This is a genomic window from Lysinibacillus contaminans (genome assembly GCF_001278945.1).
Classification (GTDB): Bacteria; Bacillota; Bacilli; order Bacillales_A; family Planococcaceae; genus Lysinibacillus; species Lysinibacillus contaminans.
In genome coordinates this window covers 1,788,270-1,810,002 of sequence record NZ_LGRV01000003.1, presented here as the reverse complement: position 1 = coordinate 1,810,002, position 21,733 = coordinate 1,788,270, and the positions used below count along the sequence as shown (strand labels likewise).

Annotated in this window: 17 protein-coding genes and 1 other RNA gene; 14 read left to right on the top strand and 4 right to left on the bottom strand. The window is 39.4% G+C overall.

What is annotated here, in order from left to right; all coding sequences use genetic code 11:
* The first annotated feature begins 32 nt into the window (after positions 1-32).
* From AEA09_RS11005 to AEA09_RS10975, 8 genes are all read left to right on the top strand, one after another.
* Positions 33-419, top strand: coding sequence for a YppE family protein (locus AEA09_RS11005; protein WP_053583881.1), 387 nt, complete (start codon positions 33-35; stop codon positions 417-419).
* Positions 391-2,667, top strand: a complete 2,277-nt coding sequence (locus tag AEA09_RS11000) for a DEAD/DEAH box helicase (RefSeq protein ID WP_053583880.1) — start codon at positions 391-393, stop codon at positions 2,665-2,667. Before AEA09_RS11005 ends, AEA09_RS11000 begins: the two co-directional genes overlap by 29 nt.
* A 5-nt stretch (positions 2,668-2,672) precedes the next feature.
* Positions 2,673-3,923, top strand: coding sequence for a ribonuclease H-like domain-containing protein (locus AEA09_RS10995; RefSeq protein WP_053583879.1), 1,251 nt, complete (start codon positions 2,673-2,675; stop codon positions 3,921-3,923).
* Between the two features lie 121 nt (positions 3,924-4,044).
* A complete protein-coding gene (gene gpsB, locus AEA09_RS10990) occupies positions 4,045-4,338 on the top strand; it encodes a cell division regulator GpsB (protein WP_053583878.1) in 294 nt (97 codons plus the stop codon).
* 58 nt (positions 4,339-4,396) lie between these two features.
* Positions 4,397-4,778, top strand: an RNA gene (gene rnpB / locus AEA09_RS19635) — RNase P RNA component class B.
* A 277-nt stretch (positions 4,779-5,055) separates the two neighbouring features.
* Complete coding sequence (locus AEA09_RS10985) at positions 5,056-6,819, top strand: sensor domain-containing protein (RefSeq protein ID WP_245622830.1); 1,764 nt, start codon at positions 5,056-5,058, stop codon at positions 6,817-6,819.
* A gap of 3 nt (positions 6,820-6,822) precedes the next feature.
* Positions 6,823-7,959: a THUMP domain-containing class I SAM-dependent RNA methyltransferase gene (locus AEA09_RS10980; protein ID WP_053583877.1), complete on the top strand. Its 1,137-nt coding sequence runs from the start codon at positions 6,823-6,825 to the stop codon at positions 7,957-7,959.
* A 211-nt stretch (positions 7,960-8,170) separates the two neighbouring features.
* Entirely contained in the window at positions 8,171-10,078 is a 1,908-nt protein-coding gene (locus tag AEA09_RS10975; RefSeq protein ID WP_053583876.1) for an ATP-dependent DNA helicase, read from the top strand.
* Between the two features lie 84 nt (positions 10,079-10,162).
* On the opposite strand, the gene AEA09_RS10970 is transcribed toward AEA09_RS10975, so the two are convergent.
* The 4 genes from AEA09_RS10970 to AEA09_RS10960 form a co-directional block, all read right to left on the bottom strand.
* On the bottom strand, positions 10,163-11,821 hold the full coding sequence (locus AEA09_RS10970) for a b(o/a)3-type cytochrome-c oxidase subunit 1 (protein WP_053583875.1): 1,659 nt from the start codon (positions 11,819-11,821) through the stop codon (positions 10,163-10,165).
* Complete coding sequence (locus AEA09_RS10965) at positions 11,811-12,299, bottom strand: cupredoxin domain-containing protein (RefSeq protein ID WP_053583874.1); 489 nt, start codon at positions 12,297-12,299, stop codon at positions 11,811-11,813. The genes AEA09_RS10970 and AEA09_RS10965 overlap by 11 nt, the downstream gene beginning before the upstream one ends.
* Before the next feature lie 70 nt (positions 12,300-12,369).
* Complete coding sequence (locus AEA09_RS20495; protein WP_281176721.1) at positions 12,370-12,492, bottom strand: hypothetical protein; 123 nt, start codon at positions 12,490-12,492, stop codon at positions 12,370-12,372.
* A 409-nt stretch (positions 12,493-12,901) separates the two neighbouring features.
* A complete protein-coding gene (locus AEA09_RS10960; RefSeq protein WP_053583873.1) occupies positions 12,902-13,357 on the bottom strand; it encodes a chemotaxis protein CheX in 456 nt (151 codons plus the stop codon).
* A 385-nt stretch (positions 13,358-13,742) separates the two neighbouring features.
* Between AEA09_RS10960 and AEA09_RS10955 the strand changes: the two genes are divergently transcribed.
* The 6 genes from AEA09_RS10955 (at position 13,743) to AEA09_RS10930 (ending at position 21,443) form a co-directional block, all read left to right on the top strand.
* The gene (locus AEA09_RS10955; protein WP_053583872.1) at positions 13,743-17,354 is read left to right on the top strand and encodes a dynamin family protein; all 3,612 of its coding nucleotides are present in this window, start codon (positions 13,743-13,745) and stop codon (positions 17,352-17,354) included.
* 10 nt (positions 17,355-17,364) lie between these two features.
* Complete coding sequence (locus AEA09_RS10950) at positions 17,365-18,174, top strand: sulfurtransferase (RefSeq protein ID WP_053583871.1); 810 nt, start codon at positions 17,365-17,367, stop codon at positions 18,172-18,174.
* A 203-nt stretch (positions 18,175-18,377) separates the two neighbouring features.
* Complete coding sequence (locus AEA09_RS10945) at positions 18,378-18,893, top strand: RNA polymerase sigma factor (RefSeq protein WP_053583870.1); 516 nt, start codon at positions 18,378-18,380, stop codon at positions 18,891-18,893.
* The gene (locus AEA09_RS10940; RefSeq protein ID WP_053583869.1) at positions 18,890-20,008 is read left to right on the top strand and encodes a DUF1206 domain-containing protein; all 1,119 of its coding nucleotides are present in this window, start codon (positions 18,890-18,892) and stop codon (positions 20,006-20,008) included. The genes AEA09_RS10945 and AEA09_RS10940 overlap by 4 nt, the downstream gene beginning before the upstream one ends.
* Entirely contained in the window at positions 19,995-20,552 is a 558-nt protein-coding gene (locus AEA09_RS10935; RefSeq protein ID WP_053583868.1) for a hypothetical protein, read from the top strand. Before AEA09_RS10940 ends, AEA09_RS10935 begins: the two co-directional genes overlap by 14 nt.
* A 57-nt stretch (positions 20,553-20,609) precedes the next feature.
* Positions 20,610-21,443: an MBL fold metallo-hydrolase gene (locus AEA09_RS10930; protein WP_245622829.1), complete on the top strand. Its 834-nt coding sequence runs from the start codon at positions 20,610-20,612 to the stop codon at positions 21,441-21,443.
* Positions 21,444-21,733: the final 290 nt, after the last annotated feature.

Genomic DNA, 21,733 nt, shown 5'->3' with positions numbered 1-21,733 from the left:
AATTCGAAATGAACAAATGAGGTGCAAATGGTATGTTATTAATAGAAAAAACTTCAATTTTAATAGATGAATGTGCACAATGTGTAGAACGATTTTGGAAAATGCGTGAGGAAGATCGCGCGCCAGATTTTTTTCAGGAAGTAAAGCCGCATGCAGACAACATACATGCGTTATTAAAAGACTGGCAGCAACAAGCAGATGCTTGGATCAAAGAAAATCGTCCGAAATATATGCATTCACAACAAATTGCTTCAGCGGTTGAATCGATGGAGCAATTTGTTGTGCAATCCTTTTATAAGGAAACAAGTAAAAAACGTTTCTTGGATGCGACACACTCCACTTCCTATACAATGAAAAACTTTTACCGTCTACTAGAGGGGGAAGAAATAGATGCTGTCGAAAAAACGGACGATAAGTGAACTGTTAAATGAGTGGCGCTATGATGAAGAATTAAAAGAGCGTATCTTACATTGGCATACATTAGATGGGCGTGAGGCAAAACTGGCTCCTTTTCCAGAAACTTTACATCCCTCACTGGTCAAAGCACTTATCACACGTGGTATTCAACAATTATATACGCATCAGCGGGAAGCATTTGATGTAGCTAGTAGTGGGCAATCGTTTACGGCGGTCACGCCAACTGCTTCTGGAAAATCATATTGCTATCACTTGCCAGTATTACAAAAAATTCTTGAAGACAAAAATGCGCGTGCGATTTATTTATTTCCGACAAAGGCACTCGCACAAGATCAAAAAAATGATTTGAATGACCTAATTGAACAAACTGGCGAGGAAATCTTTAGCTATACGTACGATGGTGATACAGCACCAGGCATTCGTCAAAAAGTACGTAAGGCTGGTCATATTGTGATGACAAACCCTGATATGTTGCATTCAGGCATTTTGCCGCATCATACAAAATGGGTATCACTCTTTGAAAATTTGCAGTATATCGTCATTGATGAATTGCATACATATAAGGGTGTATTTGGTTCGCACGTAGCGCATGTCATTCGCAGGCTGAAGCGTATTTGCGAATTTTATGGGAGTAAGCCCGTGTTTATCTGTACGTCTGCTACGATTAAAAATCCAAAGGAGCTTGCTGAAAATTTAACGAATGAAAAGCATGTTTTAATTGCTGATTCGGGTGCACCTGTTGGGAAAAAGACATTTTTATTTTATAACCCACCAATCGTCCATAAAACATTTGGTGTACGCCGCAGTGCTGTATTAGAAGTAAGTGATTTAGCCAAAAAATTATATACAGCAGGCATTCAAACGATTATTTTTGCAAAGAGCCGTGTACGAGTGGAAATGATTGTAACCTATTTAAAGGAACTTACGCGTGATAAATTACTAGATGAATCTGTACGTGGCTATCGTGGTGGTTATTTGCCGTCAGAGCGTCGGGTTATTGAAAAGGGCCTACGTGATGGGTCAATTAAAACGGTGGTCAGTACAAATGCGCTAGAGCTTGGAGTAGATATTGGCCAATTACAGGCTTGTATTATGACAGGTTACCCGGGAAATATTGCGAGTGCATGGCAGCAAGCTGGACGTGCAGGGCGACGCCAAGATGAGGCGCTTATTATTTATGTGGCACAGTCAACGGCACTCGATCAGTATGTGGTGCAGCATCCGTTATTTTTACTCGGCAGTGCGCCGGAAGAGGCACGAATTTATCCGGAAAATATGCTGATTTTAATGGACCATTTAAAATGTGCAGCGTTTGAACTGCCTTTTTCAGTAAATGATGCTTATGGGGAATACGAAATCCAAGAGCTGCTCGATTATTTAGCAGAAGAGGGTGTTGTTTTTAAGACGAGTAATAAGTGGCACTGGATGAGTGATCGTTTCCCAGCACATGATATTAGCCTTCGTTCAGCCTCACAGGAAAACGTAGTGATTATTGATATGACCGTGCCAGCACAGACGAAGGTGATTGGAGAAATGGACCGTCATAGTGCCATGACATTACTACATGAAGAAGCGATTTATTTGCATCAAGGCATTCAATTCCAAGTCGAAAAGCTTGATTGGGAAGAGAAAAAGGCCTTTGTGCGTGAAGTGGATGTCGACTATTACACGGATGCCAATTTAGCGGTTGAAATGAAGGTACTTGAGGAAGATCGCAGTCGTGATTATCACGGCGGAACAATTAGCTTTGGTGATGTCGGGCTTGTGGCGCAGGCGACGATTTTTAAAAAAATTCGTTTTAACACACACGACAATATTGGCTCAGGGCCAATTCATTTACCACCGGATGAAATGCATACTAGTTCTTCGTGGTTATCTTTTACAGCACCTGAAAAATGGTCGGATGCAGAGCTAACGGATGCGATGACAGGGGCAGCATATGCGATGAATGCATTTATTCCGCTATTTATCCAGTGTGATAGTAGTGATGTGGCTGTTGTACCGCAAGTGAAAGCAACACATAATGAAGCTCCTACGTTTTTTGTGTATGATAAATATCCTGGCGGCATTGGGTTAAGTGAAAAGGTATACGATTTATGGGAAGAGTTACTGGTGAAAACAAAACAACATGTAGCTAACTGTGCATGTGTAGAAGGCTGTCCATCCTGCATAGGTGCGCAAGATAGTCTACAGCAAGCAAAGGGCAGAGTCTTACATGTCATCCGTACTTTACTAGCAGAAAATGAGTGATATAGATGTCTTACGAAAATAAAATACTACAGATGAAAAAGATGCTCGGTAAAAAAGTGGAAAAGCCCAAATCAAACGAGCCAAAACCAGCCTTTCAAAAACCTGAAGTCCCTAGGTATACATCGCAGTGGGAGCAAGCGGGTTTAACGCGCATTGATAATGACTTTGGAATTGTCTTTTTACGAGAAGTTCACTTTCCGCTAACGTATCAGCATGGACATTATCAGTTACAGGAGTTTTTTAACGCTGTTAACAAATGGCAGAACGCTGATTTTTCGCATCCATACTCAATAGATATTGAAGAGAATGTGCTGTTTTTTGATACGGAAACGACAGGCTTAAAAGGTGTGGGGACACAAATTTTTTTACTTGGTTTTTTAGAAGTAGCCGAGGAGAATTTTGTGCTGACTCAATATGTATTAGCAGACCCAGCTCATGAAGCGGCACTTTTATTTGAATCGAAGCTTTGGCAAAAAACGGCGACAGTTGTTACGTATAATGGTAAGAGCTTTGATTGGCCTATGCTTGAAACACGTTGGACGCTCAACCAAAAAGTCTTACCGAAATTACGTGCACAACGTCAAATCGATTTGCTGCATAGTTCCAAGCGATTATGGAAAAATGATATGGAGCGCATGAAACTGAAGTCGGTTGAGGAAGAGAAGCTTGGATTTTTGCGAAATGGAGATATTCCAGGCTATTTAGCACCAATTATTTATTTAGACGCGGTGAAAAGTGGTGTACCTGACGCACTGATGAAAGTCTTGTTGCATAATGAGTGGGATTTACTGTCGCTCATTACACTTTATGTCCATTCTACAAATCTATTATTTGAAGAAGCGGATGTTGAATCTGCCAAAACGTACACAAATATTGGGAAATGGTATGCGGATTTAAAAGAGGGCGCCAAAAGCGTCAAAGTATTAGAAAAGGTGACGTCACAGTTTAATGCACTCGAAGCAGGAGATGCCCAATTTCATTTAGCTTTTCAACTAAAACGAAATAAACAATACAATGAAGCTATCGATGCCTTTGTAGCGTCTCTTCATTTTGTAGACGCAAGGAAGAGATTACTGGCATTGGAGCAATTAGCGATGCTTTATGAACATCAAATTAAGGATCTTCAAAAAGCGAAAAGCTACACAATGCAAGGTTTACAACTCATCACAACCATTGAGGAATTACGTGAAGAGCAGAAGAAGAAATGGGGAATTTCTTTGGAAAAGCGGCTTCATCGGTTGGAAAATAAGAAATAATTTCCTGGGGAAGCGCAAAATATGACAAGTTTAGCGTTTTAATCACGTTTTGAACGATATATTTATATGAAATATGCTATAATAAATCCGTGTACGCACTGTGTAAGGAAGGGCGATGTGAATGGACATTAAATTAACGTCAAAAATGATTCTTGAAAAAGAATTTAAGAAAAACTTTAAAGGTTACAATGTGGAAGAAGTCGATTCATTTCTTGATGAAATTATTCAAGATTATGAAACGTTTGAAAAAGTAGTGGCCCAACTTAGAGAAGAGAATAGACAATTAAAAGAAGAAGTTGAAACTATACCAAAAAGACAAAGTGTTGCACCTACTAATGGCACAACAAATTTCGATATTTTGAAACGACTTTCTAATTTGGAAAAACATGTATTTGGTAGTAAGTTGTACGAATGATTTTTGCAAATATGTTGTATTTCTCGTAAATCTCTAGTATAATATTCGTATCATCATGAAATTCGAGTAATCGCTGCGACGCTAGACGTCGTAGAGGAAAGTCCATGCTCACACGGTTCTGCGATGACCGTAGTGTTCGTGCTTACTGAAAAAATAAGGTAAGGCAGCCTAAAAGCTGACGGCGGAAGGAAAACCTAAGTCTTTATGATATGGTTGAAACTTCCTGAAAGTGCCACAGTGACGATGCTTGCTTGGAAACATGCAAGGTGGAACGAGGTAAACCCCACGAGTGAGAAACCCAAATTATGGTAGGGGCACTCTCCTGAAGGAATTGAACGGATGGAGGGACGAAAGCACGCTTTCGTAGATAGATGATTACTACCCGGCCGTACGAGGCGTAAGCTGTTTGAGTACTCGGGAACAAAACATGGCTTACTGAATTTTTTGATGTATACCTATTTGATATCAAGCGCTCTCCAATTAGGTGGAGAGCTTTTCTTTTGTAATAGAATAAAAGTAAAAAAGTTTTAATTGATGTCTTAGTAGGGCGCCATCCCTTGAGGTTATTACTGACATGATGTTGGTTATGGGCCAGTGCTTAACGCGTTTGCTTTTAAAAACATCTGTTGGCTATGACACAAGAGGTGGCGTTTTTACGGACATTTTTGGGGGACACAGGCACTTTAGCGCTTTTCTTAAACGAAGGTAGCAAATGAGATGGGATGGAACCAAAACATGAACGTTGCAAATAATCGTACTAGTCTGGAGAAGCTAAATTCGATTTCTAATTATCCTATTGCATTAATGATGAAAATTTTTGAAAATGTATCAGAAGGCATCATGATCACCGATAAGAATAAAAAAATTGTGATGGTAAATCCTGCTTTCGAATTCGTTACAGGCTATAAACGAGACGAAGTGATTGGGAAATCCCCAGCAGTTTTACAATCTGGTGTACATGAGCTACCTTTTTACATAGCTATGTGGGAAAAGATACGACAAGAAGGAATCTGGCAAGGTGAAATTTGGAATCGCCGAAAAATGGGAGATGTATACCCTGAGTGGTTGACCATTGTAGGTGTAACCAACGATGAGGGCGAAATTACAAATTATTGTGGTATATTCTCAGATTTGTCTGAAAGAAAAATAGCAGAACATGAATTAGAGAAACGTTTATTAACAGACTCATTAACGGATGTATCAAATCGATTTGCTTATATTGAGAGAATGGATAGCTTATTAGAGTCGACTTCTACTATTTCTCATTCAGTGCAGCATGCTGTCTACGTCTTAGATTTAGATCGTTTTCAATTAGTTAATGATACATTAGGACATGCTAACGGCGATACGATTCTTGTAGAAACGGCAAATAGAATTCAAACACTGCTAAAAAACAAAGATATCGTTGCTAGATATGGTGGCGATGAATTTATCATTACATTAACAAATGTGAAAAATGTAAAAGAAGCAGCAAAGTTTGCTGAACAAATCATTGACGTCATTGAACAACCTCTGGACATTAACGGTCAAGACGTTTTTATTTCAACAAGTATTGGTATAAGTATGCATCCCATAGATGGTGAATCCACTGAAGAATTAATCCACTGTGCTGAAAAGGCGATGTCATATTCGAAGAAAAATGGGCGAAATGGCTATGCATTTTATTTTGATGAACTACAAACAGATTCTCAGCGTGTCCTACTTTTGGATGCTGAACTACGTAAAGCCATTGAAAATCAGGAATTCGAATTATATTTCCAACCGAAAATTGATATAGAAAAAGATACAATTCAGGGTTTAGAAGCGCTAGTACGTTGGAATAATAAAAAATTAGGATTTGTCTCACCAGCAGAGTTTATCCCTTATGCGGAAGAAACAGGGCTAATCATTCCGTTAAGTGAAATTATTATTAATAAAGCTTGTGAAGCTGTGATCGAATTGCAGAAATTCGGACAAAAACTACCAATAGCTATTAATATTTCAAGCATTCATTTTAAGCAACAAAACTTTTTAGAATCTATACAGACGATTTTAGAGCGTAATAATACGCCTGCAAACAATTTTGAAATTGAAGTAACAGAGCGTACAGTGATGAATAGTGCGGCTGAAACTGTAAGTAAGCTTGTAAGACTGAAACAACTAGGCTTTAAAATTTCAATAGATGATTTTGGTACAGGGTATTCATCTTTAAGTTATTTAGTACGATTCCCGCTCGACTGCTTGAAAATTGACCGTAGCTTTATCCAACATATTAGCTCGCTTGATGAAAAACAAGCTGTCGTCGATGCGATTATTCAAATGTCGCACCGCTTAAAAATGAAAGTTGTGGCAGAAGGTGTAGAACAAGCGCAACAAGTGGATATACTGCGAAAGATGAATTGTGATATTATCCAAGGCTTCTACTACAGTAAGCCTTTACCAATGAATGAATTACTGGAATTTATTGAGTTTTGGGAAATTGAACACCAAGGAAGGAAATAAAGTATGGCACAATATAAATTAGTAGCAACATCAGCAATGGGTCTAGAGGCACTTGTGGCACAAGAGGTGCAAGCGCTAGGCTATGAAACAACGGTCGAAAATGGCAAGGTATATTTTGAGGGAGACGAAACGGCAATTGCTCGTGCGAATCTATGGTTACGCGTGGCGGACCGTGTGAAAATTGTCGTAGGACAATTCCCAGCCACTTCGTTTGAACAACTATTCGAAAGTGTAAAGGCACTACCGTGGGAAAAATATTTACCGGTTGATGCAGCTTTCCCAGTATCGGGTAAATCTGTGAAATCAAAATTATTTAGTGTACCGGATTGCCAAGCAATTTCGAAAAAGGCAATCGTTGAACGTTTGAAGCAACATTACAAACGACTTGGCTTTTTGGATGAATCTGGTGCTACTTACAAAATTGAGGTATCTATTTTAAAAGATGTGGCTACACTAACAATAGATACATCGGGTGTTGGCCTTCATAAACGAGGCTATCGTCAAGTACAAGGGGAAGCACCGTTAAAAGAAACATTAGCGGCAGCACTTGTGCAGATTTCAAAATGGAACCCAAGTCGTCCGTTTGTTGATCCGTTTTGTGGATCAGGTACAATTGCTCTTGAAGCAGCGATGATGGGCCAAAATATTGCCCCAGGCTATAATCGTGAGTTTATCTCAGAAGAGTGGCCATGGATGAAGGCGAAAATTTGGGATGCTGTTCGTGATGAAGCAGAGAGTATTGCGAATTACGATCAACCAATCGAAATTATCGGGTCTGATATTGACCATCGCATGGTTAGTATTGCACAGGAAAATGCACGAGAAGCTGGCTTCGGTGATATTATTACGTTCAAGCAAATGCAAGCACGTGATTTTACAACGATCCTAACAGATGGTGTTATGATAGGTAACCCGCCATACGGTGAACGTATTGGTGAAGTGGAAGCCATCGAACAAGTTATTCGTGATTTAGGACAAGTGATGAAAAATCATCCAACTTGGTCTGTCTATATGCTGTCATCGATGAAAAACTTTGAAGAATTGTACGGTCGTCAGTCGACGAAAAAACGTAAATTATTCAATGGCTTTATTGAAACGAATTACTACCAATTCTGGGGACAAAAGTCTAAAAGAGACTAATGTTGGTTTATCATCAGAAATTCGGGATAATATTTGATTGAAGTGGCTCTTCGGACGCCTCCCGGGAAGCGCCCAGCCGGAACGAAAATCAACCCAAAATCATGGCGAATTAAATAAAATAAAAAATTAGTCGGGTACGGAAGGTGAGATGTTTCTTACCTTCCGTTTCGTCGCGTATAATAGGAATGATTGTAAGAGGGGGAACGTTAACTTGCGAAAATCTTTACCATTTGCATTATCAAAAGAAATGTCGTTTTTCGAATCATTAGGAAATTGGATGGGCGACGTTTTATATGATGAACTACCAGAAAAAGGATTTGAATGTCGCGATGAACAAATTTTCATGGCCTATCAAATTGAGCAAGCTTTAAAAGAGAAGAATGTTCTATTTGCGGAAGCGGGTGTGGGAACAGGAAAAACGATTGCCTATTTACTGCCGGCTGTATCGTATGCACGTTATACAGGAAAGCCAGCACTCATTGCTTGCGCTGATGAAACGTTAATCGATCAGCTTGTAAAAGAGGGCGGCGATATTTATAAATTACAAAAAACACTCGGTCTTGACATTGATGTTCGTTTAGCGAAATCACGTGACCAGTATCTTTGCTTAAAGCGTTTTGAAGAAGCAGAAAAAGTGGAAACAGATGAGTGGATTGACGATATTTCGTTTTCAATTCCTGATGGTGTGTACGCTCAAGGTTCAATGATCGCAGTGCAACCATACGGAGACCGCAGTGATTATCCGTCTGTGAGCGATGAGGATTGGCAAAAAGTTAATTACAATTCAATTATGCAGTGTTCAGTATGTGATTTACGTAATCGTTGTGGTCAAACATTACACCGCGCACATTATCGTAAATCAACGGATTTGATTATTTGTTCACAAGATTTCTTAATGGAGCATCTAGCAACAAAAGAATCACGTGAACGCGAAGGCCAACTGGCACTTTTACCAGAAGTATCAATGATGGTATTGGATGAAGGCCATTTACTAGAATATGCAGCGCAAAGAGCTATGACATATAAAGTACAGGCAACGACAATCGTACAGTTATTAGAACAATTGATGGTCGATGGCGTTCGTGAACGTACATTGTATGCTATGGAAAAATTACAGGACGATCACGAGCTATTTTTCGATCAGCTACGAGATGATGTTGTACAATCTGGTGAAGACCGTAAACGTATTAAGAAGTCTGCCTCATTAATGAAATATGGTAAGCAACTAATTGCCGATGTGGAAACATTACTTGAAGAATTGGTCTTTGAATCAGAAATGTATATGATTCCCGAATACGAGCTCAATATGACAGAGGAATATTTAGAGCAATATGAGGCTTCGCTACGTATTTTCACTGCACAAGGTGATGCAGTAGACTGGCTTGAGGAAACGGACGGCGAAGAAACGCTTGTTATAATGCCACGACTTATTACTGAAGTACTAGAGGAAAAGTTATTCTCGAAAAAACTACCAATCGTATTCTCTTCCGCAACACTATCAGTTAATAAGGATTTCTCGTATATTGCCTATAGCTTAGGAATTCGTGAATACCAATCATTCTCAGTGCCATCACCATTTGATTATGAAGAAGTAATGAGAATTTACTTGCATGAGTTGTCACAACAACAAAAAACAGCGCGTGTACAACAGTTGTTAAAAGACGGCGAGAAAACGTTAATCTTATTTAAATCAAAACAAGCGATGTTAGATTTTAAAGCGGGATTACCAATAATGGAGCGCATGTATGTAGCCTTTGAAGGTGATCGTGAACTATCATCCATTGTCCGCGATTTCCAAGAAGGTACTGTAAAAACATTATGCTCATACCATTTATGGGAGGGCTTAGACTTGCCGGAAGAGGCTCTAACACGCGTTATTATTTTTGATTTACCTTTCCCACCACATGATCCATTATTTGATGCAAAACGTTCTTTTGCTGAGGATCCTTTTGAGGAAGTGGAATTACCATTTATGCAACTGCGTCTACAGCAGGGCATGGGACGTCTAATTCGTACATCAAATGACCATGGGGACATTCATATTCTGTTAAATGAAGATGAAGCGAAGCAACGTGCAGCATTCGAAAACATTTTAGCAGTAGCACCTGAAATGAAGTAATAAAAAAAGTGATTTTGCGATAATTTGCAAAATCACTTTTTTTGTAAAGAAAAATCCCCTCCAAAAAAGGAGGGGATGGGCGTATTACCAAAGCTTATAGCCTTTTACACCAGGTGGAGCATTCGAAATAATATCGATTAGTGGAACTGTATAAGCAAATAAAATTAATGCTACTAAAATAACAAGCCACAATTTAAAGTTTTCTAATAATGGAGGTGTTGGTCCACTGCTTTCATGTACATCGCCAACTGGGAACTCTTCTTCGCCTTTAGGAGCGAACCAGATTAATTTTACGACAACATACATAATGACTAAAATAGCAATGAAAAGGATAGTTCCACCAACTGCTTGCGCGATTTGATAAGGAATCCAATCGTAAGCTTGCTGAGCACCGCCATATTCAGAGTAATCCGAGCGACGAGGTGCACCAAGTAAACCTGCGATATGCATCGCAGCAGACATAATCGTCATACCAATTGCCCATAAAATACCTGAAATATTAGCAAGATTGTTTATCGATTTTGTAAGCTTGCGACCCGTTAAATGCGGAATTAACCAGAATGCTGCACCGAAATATGTTAACACAACTGCACTTGCAAAGGTTAAGTGGAAGTGCCCAGGTACCCAAATTGTATTATGCACTAATTGGTTCATTTGGTAAGATGCGTTGACAATACCGCCTGCGCCACCAGGGATGAATGCTAGCATACCAATGAATGGTACGAAGAAGCGTGAATCATTCCAAGGTAATTTTCTGATCCAGCCAAAAATACCTTTACCGCCAAGCTCACGCCCACGTAATTCAAACATTGCAAACATCGAGAAGGCAGTCATTAAGGATGGAACAACTACTGCCATCGTTAAAATAACTTGAATAAATTTCCATGTTCCGTCGATACCAGGCTCTGTTAATTGGTGATGTAAACCAACCGGTACAGAGAAAAGTAAAAATAGAATAAATGAAAGTCTTGCTAATGAATCAGAGAAAATTTTCCCACCGATTACTTTTGGAATAATAACATACCAAACCATATAAGCTGGTAATAACCAGAAGTATACTAATGCGTGACCGAAATACCAGAATAATGTCCGCGATAATAACACATCAACACGTTCGATCAAGCCAAGTGACCAAGGTAGAAGTTGGAATAAGACAGAAACTGCAACCCCTAAAGTAGCTACTAACCACATTAAGTTGTTAATTACGACCATGAAGCTTAGAAGAGGAGAAGGTTCTTTACTACCTTTATTCTCTTTACGCCATTGAACATAGCGTAAAACCTGACCTGCACCACCAACCCAAGAACCTACAACGACTAAAGTTAAGCCTAAGTAGAAAATCCAGTGTGCTTGAAGAGGGGCATAGAACGTATATAATACAGTTGCTTTGTTTAATAAAACCATTACTGCAGCAGCCGTAGTACCGATTGTCATTAACCAGAAACCAATCCAGCCAAGACGACGTTGTAAATCTGAAAACGTTCCAGAAGTACGGCTAACACTAGCAATTTGGAAGCCGAAAATGAAAAATGTTGTTAAAATAAGGCCGAGTAAGACACCGTGAACCGTTAGAACTTGATAATAACCAATGCCCGCTGGTAATGTAAATTGTCCTGTACGTACGAATACTTGTAATAAACCAGCCAGACCACCTAGTAATAATGCGATAAATGCCACATAAATATGGGCAAGTGCTAACTTCGCATCACGGCGATCCACTGTTGTCAATTTATTAAGACTCATTAGGATCCACCACCTTTAGCATAGAGTGCATAAGTGTATGTCCTGTACCGCAGTACTCGTTACATACAATTAAAAATTCACCTGCTTGATTGATTTCAGCAACATATTCAGATACATATCCTGGCTCAAGCATCATATTAATGTTTGTCCCAGCGATTTCGAAACCATGAATAACATCTTCACTCGTTGCAATAAATTTTACTTTTGCGCCAAGTGGAACTTCTATTTCAGGAGGGTTATAGTAGAAAGCAGAAGCTAAAATAACAACCTCATAGTCCCAATCTTTTCCTTCCACTTTATGAACACCTGGATTGTCAAATGGTGCAATTTCTTTTACTTTTTCATAATCTAGTGTTTTCTTTCCACTGTTAGGGTGTGAACCTTGATGGAATGCACCAATACCGAGAATAATGAGGAAAGCTACTAACGTACCTACTCCAAACACAAGAAAGTACTTCTCGTATTTATGTATATGCATATCTCTCTGTCCCTTCTGTTGTAAATTTAGTGACGTCTCGACGTAACTGCCTTAGCCGCTATGCAGCGCTTTAGAAACGATCAATGAATAAATTAAAGCAGTAAACCCAAACTAAAATTACAAAAATACCGACTCCCATTACCGCATAGAATGTTCCTTTAAGATTATCTTCGGATTTCTTTTTGTTTGCCATCCTTGCTCCCTCCTACGATTACAAAATGGACTTTCTTAATGACATCATATAAAAATTCCCTATCTTTTGATGTGAAAAAAGTCACACATCAAGAGAGATTGTGTGAAAAAACTGTGAAAATTCCTAAAAATTTTTTCGCCAAAAGGAGGGGATGACAATTGCTTATATAGAGGTTGATTGAAGGCTGGGAGAGAGTGAAGCGGCTCATGGGCGGCCCCTGGAAAGCGCCCAGCCGGAACAAAAATCAACTCTAAGCTATGATTATGGACAGAAAAAAGTGGAAAAGGGTTGTGCCAAAAGTGATCAAAATCACTTTTGGCACAACCCACATCCGTAGTATGTAACGTGTATAAATAGATTTGTATAGCTTTCACTTTGCTTTCGTGAAGGCAGAAGAATTTACGATTTCCTATTCTTCTTCAATTGTTAGGAGGACAGTTAATGGTCCAACGCCTGGAATATCTACAGGGAGGGCAAAAGCTTTGTCAAAGCCGTATAACTTTGTGTTCCCGACCATAACTGTTGGTGGCGTAATATCTATTTCTAAGTTCTCTTGTCCAACAGCTGTACATAAATTACCGGCAATCATATTTCCGAACTCACCTGTAAATGATTCAAGCATTTCACCTTCTAAAGGCATGCCGAACATTGTGTTTCCTATTCCACCGAAAGTTTCAGGGGAAGAATCAATAATCACTCGACCTTTCAAATCACCAATGAGCCCAATCAATACGCCCATTTCTTGTTGTTCAAAAGGTTCTGAGACAATACTGGGTGCTTTCACTTGGATGTCCATAGGTAGTATCGATTTTAATGCATGAATAGTACCGTTTAATATGGTTTGGAAGTGCTTCGAATTACTCATAATTACCACATCCTTTTCCCGACTTTTCTATATCTTACCATGTCAAATGGGTAAGATGAAAGTATGTCTTGACGAAACATCGAGAAATTATTAAGATAGTTATTGAGAATGATTTTCAAGTTCATTAAAAGGAGCGGTCAATAATGGCATTTTTATTCATCGGAGCAACAGTAGTAATCTATATTGGGGTGGGGAAATATGTCATGAATCAAGCGACTGCCCATTTAAAATAAATAGCCAAGCATATCTAGTTTTCTAGGTATGCTTTTTTTTTGAGCAATTAAGTATTTTTCGTCAAAAAATGTTCAAATTTAAGTCTGACAATTCATAAATCATGGTAGAATACTAATTATGAATAATAAATAGGTAAAGGGGTTACTGTTTTATGAATGAATTTGATCAGCAGTTGGAGGGGCTTTTAAAGCAAGCTTCATTACAATACATAATTTATCAGCACAACGGGGATACGGAGCGGATGGAGAAGACCTCACTGTTTGCACGTAAATTACAGCAAAAAGAGTACGTCATTGGTTTTGCAGGCCATTTCTCTGCCGGTAAGTCGAGCATGATTAATGCATTGTCGGGCGAAAATTTACTGGCATCTAGTCCAATTCCAACAAGTGCGAACATTGTAAAAGTCCATAAATCTGAAGAGGATTTTGCAATCGTTTACATGCATAATGAAAAACCAGTTAAGTTTGAAGCGGGCTATGACTTTAAAACTGTTAAAGAGTTAAGTAAAAATGGGGATTTAGTATCGCAAATTGAAATTGGTCATAGTGCTTCAACGTTGCCACTTGGTGTTACGGTAATGGATACACCAGGGGTTGACTCAACAGACGATGCGCACCGTATGTCCACGGAATCAGCACTTCATATTGCGGATGTCGTGTTTTATACGATGGACTACAATCATGTGCAATCAGAACTGAACTTCCAATTTACAAAACAACTAATGAAATATAATCCGAATGTTTATTTAATCGTCAATATGATTGATAAGCATAAGGATAATGAACTAAGCTTTGAAGAATTTAAGGGAACTGTGCATAACTCATTTGCAGCGTGGGGTGTTGAGCCAAAAGGCATATTCTTTACATCACTACGAGAATTAGACCATCCACATAATGATTTTGACACAGTGAAGAAAATTGTTATGGACAGTATGGATGACTGGCAAGATCAGCTTGTTTTAACAGCAACCAATACACTGCGTTTACTTCAAAGTGAGCATGACACGTATTTAAGTGAAGAAAGACAGGACCGTCTTGATATTGATGAAGATATGTTAAGTGCGGATGATTGGGCACATCATACCGATATTTTAGAGCAATACAATAAGCTAAGTCGTCAAGTCGAGCTATTTTCGATTGAGGCATGGAATGAAACGTTTGAAGATGAGCGTAAGGGGCTTCTTGCCAATGCAGCCATTATGCCAGCCGATTTACGCGATAAATTACGTTTATATTTAGAAAGTAAACAGGATGGCTTTAAAGTGGGCGGTTTATTTTCTGCCAAGAAAAAGACGGAGGAAGAGCGCAATCGTCGAAAAGAAGATGCCTATAGCACGTATCAAACGGTTGTTCACGCACAAATTTCAGGACATTTAAAAGCACTCATGAAAAAAGTGTTAAAGGATGTTGGGGCGTTAAGTGACGAACGAGCAGCAGCAGTTGATGCACATGCGTTTGATTTGCCATTTTCAATAATAGAAGATCAAATTCAAACAGGGGCTATTCTTACTGGGGATGCTGTCCTAAACTTTGCAAACCGTGTGGCAGAAGCGACGAGACGTTATTATATTCAAAATACGGATGCGTGGAAAGATGCACAGGCGGCAACTCTTGAAGCAGTTGCAACCGAAACATCTGCACCATCAAAGCTGAAAATGGCAAGTATGCAAGCAAAAGTAGATGCCATTAATGCTGTACTAGAAATTGAAGGTTACCAAAAACACAGTGCTGGCGTTATGCACCAAGCTAGTAATGAAATTCGTAAAGAAGCGAATACACAATTAGTAGTGTGGGAGAAAGCGTTTGAGCAAGCACTAGCAGAAATTCGTGTATTTGATGAGTCCATGTTAAAGCTAAAAGAAGTTGCAGTACAAGAGGAAGAAGTGCAACAAGCAGTTAGTGTGACTAGCTTACCGGTTGACGGTGTCATCAAACGCGCACTCCATACGGCACATGCGGTGAAGGATGTGCAAGGCTTTGCGGAAGTGGCACGTTATCTGGAAAGTAAAGTGGAGCGACTGCAGAAAAAAGATTTCACGATTGCTTTATTTGGTGCGTTTAGTGCGGGGAAATCCTCTTTTTCAAATGCATTAATGGGGGCACAGGTCTTACCTGTATCACCAAATCCAACTACAGCAGCAATCAATAAAATCCGTCCAGTGACACCAAATCATCCACATGAAACGGCGGATGTATTGTTGAAAACAGAAGCCCAAATGCTAGAAGATATTAAAGGGTCTTATGCGGCGATTGGTTTGTCGGTTTCTTCATTAGAAGAAGCATTTAAGCGTGCAGATGAAGGACTTGCGGTGCAACTGACAGATGAACGATTAAATGTCCATAAATCATTTATTCGTGCTTATAAGGAAGGCTACCCGACATTTAAATCAGAACTTGGTGAAATACTGCGTGTTGAGCGCGAGGAATTTGAAAAGTTTGTCGCACAGGAAAACAAATCATGCTTCGTTGATAATATAGACTTCTATTATGATAGCCCATTAACAAGAATGGGAGTGACGCTAGTAGACACACCAGGGGCAGACTCGATTAATGCGCGTCATACAGGAGTGGCTTTTGAATATATCCGTAATGCCGATGCAATTCTATTTATTACGTATTATAATCATGCATTTGCTAAGGCAGACCGTGAGTTTTTAATCCAGCTTGGTCGTGTGAAAGATGCATTTGAACTTGATAAAATGTTCTTTGTTGTTAATGCAATTGATTTAGCGACAACAGAGGAAGAACAAGAAGATGTCAAAGGCTACGTGCGTTCTGAGTTACAACGTTTCGGTATTCGTTTCCCACGTCTGCACGGCGTGTCGAGCTTAATGGCATTAAAAGAAAAAGTAGAGGGTGCTGATTTTGCATCTGGCATGCCACCATTCGAAGATGCCTTCTATACGTTCTTAAATGAAGAATTAAGTGCATTAGCAGTGCAAGCTCTTGCAGAGGAAGTCGACAAAACGGAGCAACGTTTAGGCGACTTAATCGCACAGACGGAAGAAAACTTAAAACGTAAAGACGAACGATTAGCGGAACTGGAAACACTCGAAAAGCATGTGAAGTCGAAGTTTAGCGCACTCAATACAGGTATGATGGAAAGTGAAACGAAGCAAGAACTAGATGAGCTACTTTACTATGTATTGCAACGTGTGTATTACCGCTATCCAGAATTCTTTAAAGAAGGCTATAATCCATCTACCTTTGCGGCAATGCCTGCCCAACAAGCACTGGAGCATGCTTTGAAAGAAGTGCTTCAAAGTTTACACTTTGACTTTACACAGGAAATGCGCGTAACGAATTTCCGCCTATCGCAGTTTATCGGCAAGAAAATGCAGATGCGTTTTAAAGATGAAGTACGTGAGCTAAAAGAATATAATCGCAGCTTCTCATTTTTAGGATTTGAGCCATCCGAGTCAGATTTACTAAACTTTGAAGGGCCATTTGCAGAAAGTACGAAATACGCAAGTGTCAAATCACACTTCCGCAATCAAAAGGCTTTCTTTGAGAAAAATGAAAAAGTAAAATTAAGTGAAGCACTTGAGGCACTGACGAAGCCAGATGCACAAAACTATTTAGATGTACAAAAAGCTTCACTCATGACGTGGGCAAATGCCTTTATTCAAGAGGAAGCAGAGAAATTACGCATCTATATTTTACAACAAGCACTAGAGCAAATTGAGACAGAACGACTTGTGCTACAAGAAGAAAGTCGCTTAGCAACGTGGAAATCAATTTACGCACAATTACAATATGCATGAGGTGAAACCAATGGGAAAAGTATTTAAAACGGTTGAGGAAATACAAGTAGATCAAGTTCGCTTTATCGATGCACGTTTCGACTTACAAGATAAAGCTGCAGGTCCGCAAGCATTTGCGAAGGGGCATGCACCTGGAGCTGTGTATTTCGATTTAGAGAAAGATTTATCGGACATGACGAGTGGCAATGGACGTCACCCGATGCCAAGTAAAGAGCAATTGGCTTCGCTATTTGAGAAATCTGGTTTAACATATGAAGATACGATTGTTGTGTACGACCAAGGGGCAGCGCCGTTTGCACCGCGTGCTTGGTGGATGTTAAAATACGCAGGCTTTCCGAACGTGTATATTTTAAATGGTGGGGCAGGAGCGTTAGAAAAAGTAGTAGACTTTACGAGCGAACAGACTGTCTATGAACCGAGTACAGTTGATTTTGCATGGCAGGAACAGCTGTATGCACCACGTGAAGCGGTCAAAGCAATCGCTGACGGAGAAGTGGCAGCGACGTTGCTAGATGCACGTGCAGCGGCTCGTTACCGTGGTGAAGTGGAGCCGCTAGATAAAGTAGCTGGGCATATTCCGACGGCGAAAAACTTTGACTGGGAGCAGTTGAAGGCAGACGGCACGCTACATGCGAGTGAAGCCTTGCGTGCGAAAGTTGCGAAGGATGAGCATGTTGTCGTGTATTGTGGCAGTGGTGTTACAGCTTCACCTTTATATGCGGTGTTAGCGGATGAAGGCTATGATAATATTCAATTATATGTAGGTAGCTTTAGCGATTGGATTACGCAGTATGAGGTAGAAACTGGAACGAATGAATAGTTTTGATTGGAACGCTCACTTTGGTGGGCGTTTTTCGCGTTTATTAGGTGTAGACGGATAAAAGGTAAAAATAGACGGATAACACTTGGATTTAGACAGATAAAATTGAGATTAAACGGATAACTAGCATGCGCTGAAAAAATCCTAAAAATGAAGAGCTAAATTCAATATTTTACGGTCTAATAGGAAAGGGAGGTGGTTTCTTGCTAGAAAAACTCATCAAACATGCACAAGGTGGAGATGCGGAAGCCTTCGCTCAGCTTTTTTCACAATTTGAAGTGGATCTTTATAAAATGGCGTATGTGTACGTCGGCAATGAAGCGGATGCGCTCGATGTTGTGCAGGAGGTTGCGTACCGTAGCTTTAAATATATACATTCCTTACAAGGGTCAACTTACATAAAAACTTGGCTTATGCGTATTACGATAAATTGTGCAACAGATGTGTTGACAAAGCGTGGACATATCCTGTCATATGAGAATGATTTTGAGGAAAGCGAAGAGCCTTATGGAGAGCTATCTGATAAATGGGTGCTTGAGGATGTCATGACGAAGCTCACGAAAGAAGAAAAGGACGTTATTTTACTGAGGTTTTATCATGATTATACACTTCAGCAAACGGCTACGATTTTGCAATTAAGACTTGGGACAACGAAAACGATTTTATACCGTGCGCTTAGAAAACTTAGGCAAGCTCTAGAACAGGAGGTGCAGGAATGAGTGACTTCAAAAGACAATTGGATGATATTAAAATCCCAGAAAACCTTCATCAACGGAGTTTACAAGGGATTCAGCAGGCGCAAAAAGAGCAACGGAAGCCTCGTAACTGGTTGCCAAAGGTGGTGGCGATGGTCGTTACGTTTGCAGCTATAGGCTTTATCGCACTAAGTGTTGGTGAAAGGGAAGAACAACAACAGCAGGCGAGCGATTTTATGGGGAAAAGCCCGTTCTCACCTCAGTTTTATTGGCTTATTGCGATTGTACTTATGGTAGTTAGCATTATTGTCATACGACGCGCCATAAAAAAGGGGATGCATCAGAAGTTCGGCATTGCTTCGTGTGTCATGTTGGTGTTAATGCTTGGTAATAGTGCTTTATTTCTGCAAAATCAATTAACAAAGCCCGTTACTGTACCACTTGTGCATGATTTTTTCGGCGGCAATGTCGCACATGCTCTAGAAATTCGCTATATCATTAATAAAAATGACCATCGCTCGGTTAGATATTTACAAGCAGGTGAGCTAACATTACAGGCGTTACATCGAGATGAACTGCAGAAAGAAGATGTTTTTTATTACCCAACCGATACATCAGATGAAGGGAGTTATCAACTAATCCGTTCGGCTTTTTTTCAAGGGAATACCGAGGAAATGCAAGTACTGATTGACAGTGATGAGGTGTTTCTTGTGTTAGATGATGGCGAAAAACTACCAACGACGCTACAAATTGATTTCGATTTCCACTATGGTCCGATTCTCAAAGAGGATACTTATATGCCTGAAAGTAATATTGAAGGGAACATGGGTAGGACGGGTGTCATGGAGAGAGATGTCGTGTTAGATGAAGTGTATATACCTAAAATGCTTGAAGGTAGTTTGGCTTTTGAGAAAATGGTTGTTGATAAAGTGACTTATTTGAAATCAGATTTTCCAATAGTCGTTAAAAAGGGACAACAGGTAACACTTTATTTCACAGGCGACAAAGCACCGATTGATGTAAATACTATGGTTGGTGTCCGTGGTCCAAATGGTTTGTTTCCAATTAGGATTTATGGCAAGGCGGACATGGGGGTAACAAAATTACGAGAGGAGCTATTGCGACATGATGGAGTATGAGAAAAAGCAACGGCAGTTAAAATTATTGAAATGGCTAACATTTGCTCTTTTTTTAAAGCTCTTCTATCTTGATGTATTTCAAGGTGCCAATTTTGTTCAACATTTATTGATGTACGTAGCCTTCATAAAAAGCTTATCTTATTATGATGGTGTAACGCATGCAAAGATTTACATTAGGATTGGATTTGGCGTACTGTTGGTTAATTTATTGTCTGACGGTTTGTTTTCACATTATTGGTTACTGATTATGACGGCGGCAATCGATATACTCATCATCTTTGAATTTTTAAAAATTTTACAAATCATAGAAGAAGAGCAAAAGACTATAGGCCCGACTGCGCGTATTATGAAAAAATATTTGTGGAGTGCCCTTGTAGTAATGATAAGCTGGACATTTTTAATGAATCTAAAATATGATACACAGGTTTTATTATTATTTATTGGTGCTGTATTACTTTTTGGGATCAATGCAAGGCTACTGCTCCACCTTCGCCTCCTAAAAAAAGATATTAAATCAACGATGCATTTTGTGACGTATTCATAAAATGACTGGCTATTCATTTTATGGTAAACTCTTTGTTAAAGGGGAAAAGGGGGAGAAATGATGTATAAGCTAGAAAAAAGCGTAGTTATCGACAGAAATCAAGATGTGCAGTGGGTACAGGGGAAGGTTGCCGTTCAGGGAATCGCGATGAGTGTATATAGTTTTTATGTTGATGGATTACTGATTGACACAGGATCTAGCTCGCTTGCACAGGAGTTTCAATCATTTTTTAACGAGGTTGATATTCAGCAAGTAGCGTTGACACATGGGCATGAAGATCATGCTGGAAATGCTGGCTGGATTCAGCAACATAAAGATGTGCCGATCTATATTAATCGGGATTCAGTAGATGTTAGTGCGAAGGACGGGGAGTTTCCATTTTATCGTAAGGTTCTTTGGGGTGAGCGCCCAGCGTTTGTTGCCAAGCCACTAGGGGACACGCTACAAACCAATCAGGCGACGTGGGATGTCATTGCGACGCCAGGTCATACGACGGATCATGTAGCTTTTTATAACCGTTCAACTGGTGCGATGTTTACAGGCGATTTATATGTGCAAACGAAAACAAAGGTCGTGATGGATGAAGAAAATATCGTACATACCCTGGCGTCATTAAAGCATCTATTAAACTATGATTTTGAAACGGTATATTGCTGTCATGCAGGCTTTTTAGCAGACGGCCGTGCGAAAATCATTGAAAAAATTACGTATTTAGAGGAATTGGAAGGGAATGTTCGCAACCTTTACGATCAAGGTTATTCAATGAAGGAAATCGCAAAAAGCATATTCCCTCGTGATTACCCGATTACAAAAGTCTCAGGAGAACAATGGTCGTCGAATCATATCATTTCTGCATTTATAAAACATTTTTCGAAAGAGTCCTTACGCTAAGGGCTCTTTTTTTGCTTGTATAATAAAAAACTTTGTGAAAAAATATGTAGAAAATGTGACGGAGTCAGATTTGACAATGGATACGCTTACAAAAGTTTGTGAAATTCTTCTCATTTATCGGGAAAAAATACTATGTGAAAAGGTGAACAGCATTTTTGGCTCTATTTGTACATTTCACAAAAATAGTATACAATAAAACATTATTTCAATATAATACATTGTGAAATTCGTAACACAAGATAAAATGTGGATTTTAGAGAATAAATGTGTGGAAATTAACAAATAATACG

Excerpts from the sequence above, each read along its gene's own strand:
- AEA09_RS10930 (WP_245622829.1), top strand. The coding sequence starts at position 20,610 with ATGATGTATAAGCTAGAAAAAAGCGTAGTTATCGACAGAAATCAAGAT.
- AEA09_RS10955 (WP_053583872.1), top strand. The coding sequence starts at position 13,743 with ATGAATGAATTTGATCAGCAGTTGGAGGGGCTTTTAAAGCAAGCTTCA.
- AEA09_RS10935 (WP_053583868.1), top strand. The coding sequence starts at position 19,995 with ATGATGGAGTATGAGAAAAAGCAACGGCAGTTAAAATTATTGAAATGG.
- AEA09_RS10995 (WP_053583879.1), top strand. The coding sequence starts at position 2,673 with ATGTCTTACGAAAATAAAATACTACAGATGAAAAAGATGCTCGGTAAA.
- AEA09_RS10965 (WP_053583874.1), bottom strand. The coding sequence starts at position 12,299 with ATGCATATACATAAATACGAGAAGTACTTTCTTGTGTTTGGAGTAGGT.
- gpsB (WP_053583878.1), top strand. The coding sequence starts at position 4,045 with ATGGACATTAAATTAACGTCAAAAATGATTCTTGAAAAAGAATTTAAG.
- AEA09_RS10950 (WP_053583871.1), top strand. The coding sequence starts at position 17,365 with ATGGGAAAAGTATTTAAAACGGTTGAGGAAATACAAGTAGATCAAGTT.
- AEA09_RS10970 (WP_053583875.1), bottom strand. The coding sequence starts at position 11,821 with ATGAGTCTTAATAAATTGACAACAGTGGATCGCCGTGATGCGAAGTTA.
- AEA09_RS11000 (WP_053583880.1), top strand. The coding sequence starts at position 391 with ATGCTGTCGAAAAAACGGACGATAAGTGAACTGTTAAATGAGTGGCGC.
- AEA09_RS10960 (WP_053583873.1), bottom strand. The coding sequence starts at position 13,357 with ATGAGTAATTCGAAGCACTTCCAAACCATATTAAACGGTACTATTCAT.
- AEA09_RS10940 (WP_053583869.1), top strand. The coding sequence starts at position 18,890 with ATGAGTGACTTCAAAAGACAATTGGATGATATTAAAATCCCAGAAAAC.
- AEA09_RS10985 (WP_245622830.1), top strand. The coding sequence starts at position 5,056 with ATGGGATGGAACCAAAACATGAACGTTGCAAATAATCGTACTAGTCTG.
- AEA09_RS10980 (WP_053583877.1), top strand. The coding sequence starts at position 6,823 with ATGGCACAATATAAATTAGTAGCAACATCAGCAATGGGTCTAGAGGCA.
- AEA09_RS20495 (WP_281176721.1), bottom strand. The coding sequence starts at position 12,492 with ATGGCAAACAAAAAGAAATCCGAAGATAATCTTAAAGGAACATTCTAT.
- AEA09_RS11005 (WP_053583881.1), top strand. The coding sequence starts at position 33 with ATGTTATTAATAGAAAAAACTTCAATTTTAATAGATGAATGTGCACAA.